4 protein-coding genes are annotated in these 2,386 nt (G+C 43.0%); all 4 read left to right on the top strand.

Annotation, left to right across the window (positions count from 1 at the left end; genetic code table 11):
- Positions 1-285 (top strand): cytochrome c-type biogenesis CcmF C-terminal domain-containing protein (locus ACI2IW_RS13890; RefSeq protein ID WP_404693958.1); only part of this gene is annotated, 285 nt, incomplete at its 5' end.
- A complete protein-coding gene (locus ACI2IW_RS13885) occupies positions 286-948 on the top strand; it encodes a DsbE family thiol:disulfide interchange protein (RefSeq protein WP_114701929.1) in 663 nt (220 codons plus the stop codon).
- An 83-nt stretch (positions 949-1,031) separates the two neighbouring features.
- Positions 1,032-1,514 (top strand): cytochrome c-type biogenesis protein, encoded by a 483-nt coding sequence (locus ACI2IW_RS13880; protein ID WP_371532842.1) that lies wholly within the window; start codon positions 1,032-1,034, stop codon positions 1,512-1,514.
- Positions 1,511-2,386, top strand: an 876-nt coding sequence (ccmI, locus tag ACI2IW_RS13875) for a c-type cytochrome biogenesis protein CcmI (RefSeq protein WP_404693957.1), incomplete at its 3' end; no start/stop codon positions are given. The genes ACI2IW_RS13880 and ccmI, both read left to right, overlap by 4 nt.

Genomic DNA, 2,386 nt, shown 5'->3' with positions numbered 1-2,386 from the left:
AGTCTTATGCGCGATGTTTATGTCGCACTGGGCGAACCTATTGCCGATGGTAGTAACCAATGGGCATTAAGGATTTATGTAAAACCATTAATTCGCTGGATTTGGTTAGGGGCAATTATCATGGCTCTAGGTGGATTAATTAGTATGCTTGATAAACGATACCGCATCAAAAAAGTTAAAGCTCCGTTGCTAGTTACTGGTAGTTTGGCTACTGATGGAGTCAATGAGGTAGCTATTGAGCAGGCAATCTCAGCATCGACGATGTCGACACTAAAGGAGAAATAAATGACTATGTCGAATAACACTCCTGAGCAAAAAGATAGCCAAAACAGTAAGCAGCGTAACCCAAAGGCAATGAAAAAAAAGCAGATGAAGCTATGGTTCTTAATTCCGCTTATCCTCTTTTTTGGTTTGGTAGTTATATTGTACATGCGCTTAGGTAAACCAACAGACATTGTGACCAATACCGCTCTTGAGCGTCCGGTTCCTGCCTTTGAGCTGCCGTTATTAGCAGATACTACCCGTACTATCACCAATAATAATTTGCCAGATAAGCCGTTTTTACTTAATGTTTGGGGCTCGTGGTGCCCAACTTGCATTATTGAGCATCCGTTTTTAATGCAACTAGAAGAGCGCGGCATTGATATCGTTGGTGTGAATTATAAGGATGAGATTGGTAATGCGCTCAGTTACTTAAACCAAGGCGGTGATCCATTTTCTATGTCTATTCAGGATTCATTGGGTCAGTTTGCTCTAGACTTAGGCATAACTGGTGCGCCCGAAACCTTTGTTGTGGATGGAGATGGCATCATTCGTCAGCATATTGTTGGTGAGATTAATGAAGCCAATTGGCAACAGCGTGTTAAGCCGTGCCTGACCGTACTTAATGAGGCTAATAAGAACAACGATAGTCCTGATCTCATTCAGGTTGAGGAGATGTGCAAATGAACGTTACTCGAATAAGAGCTCCTCAAATAAAACTCAATATAATTTTAAAACTAGCAAGCTTAATACTAGCGTGTCTGCTTAACATGACGGCAAACGCAGCTATTGACGTATACGATTTTGATTCACCACAGCAAGAAGCTCAGTATCGTGGATTAATAGAAGAGTTTCGCTGCCCAAAATGCCAAAATCAAAACCTTGCAGCCTCTGATGCACCGATTGCACAGGATCTAAAGCAAAAAGTCTATGATTTAATTAAAGATAGACGTAGTGATGCTGAAATACGCGCCTATATGCAAGAGCGCTACGGTGACTTTATTAGCTACAAGCCGCCTATGCGACCATCGACATGGATCCTATGGTTTTTTCCACCACTATTATTGCTCGTCTTAATTGTTGGTTGGTTTTGGCAAAGTAAACGCCGCCAAGTTGTCGCCCGTGGCCAAAACGGCGTTACAGTGAACAGTACTGCTGCCTTGACCTCTGCGGAAAAGGCTGAGCTTGATCGTCTATTATCGCAAGCTGAGAATGTCGACCACGATATTACTAGCATAGAGGACAAAAAATGACTCTATTTTCTACTTTTGGCTTATTTGTAGCTCTAAGCTTGCTGATTGCTCTTATATTTGCGCTAATTGCTATTATGCCATGGCTACGAGCACCGCGTTTGCAGTCCAAACCAATAGACAATCAACTGCTAGATATTAATGTTGCAGTATTTCGCGAACGTTTAGCTGAGCTACAAACAGATAAAGACAGCGGTACTATTAATAATAGCCATTATCAAAATCAAAAGCTGGAACTGGAGCGTCAGCTATTAGATGCGCAGCGTCAGATAACACCTATGGTCACCCCTGATGTCAAAAGCCGTTTAATTGTCGCAGCTTGGATCCCAATATTGGCTGCAATGGCGTACTTACTAATAGGCAATCGTACGCCCGTGTTTGATTTGTGGACAAGCGAGGACAAAGTAGGACAAGTGGCTGATGACCTATTGACGGCTAAGATTGATAAGCCACCAAAGTGGGCGACTGAAAACGGTCGTCAGTTGATTAGCGCTATGCAGACCAACGTCCATCGTAACGCTGATGATCCTAATCGCTGGATGCGCCTATCTGAACTTTTCTTATCGATGGAGGCGACTGACTCTGCGTTAGAAGCCTTATCGCGTGCCTATCGTTTAGCACCTGATAACGAGGAGATTGCTACTACTTATGCTCAGACTAGTTTTTTTGTTAATGAAGGTCAGTTAGACGCCAATATTCGCCGTCTATTACAAGCTATATTAGCTAAGAATCCGCAGCATGAACGGGCTCAAATGCTCATGGCAATGGGTGAGACTCGTAGTAGTAACTTTGCCCAAGCGCAAGGTTGGATTAAACGCTTACAAGGCAGCATTGTGGCCAAACCAGGTGATCATACTAAAGCTTTAGCAAGCTTA

The sequence above is a fragment of the Psychrobacter sp. NPDC078501 genome, from assembly GCF_044900935.1.
GTDB lineage: Bacteria > Pseudomonadota > Gammaproteobacteria > Pseudomonadales > Moraxellaceae > Psychrobacter.
Note: the sequence above shows the minus strand (reverse complement) of the source record. Positions and strands in the feature narration are given on the sequence as shown.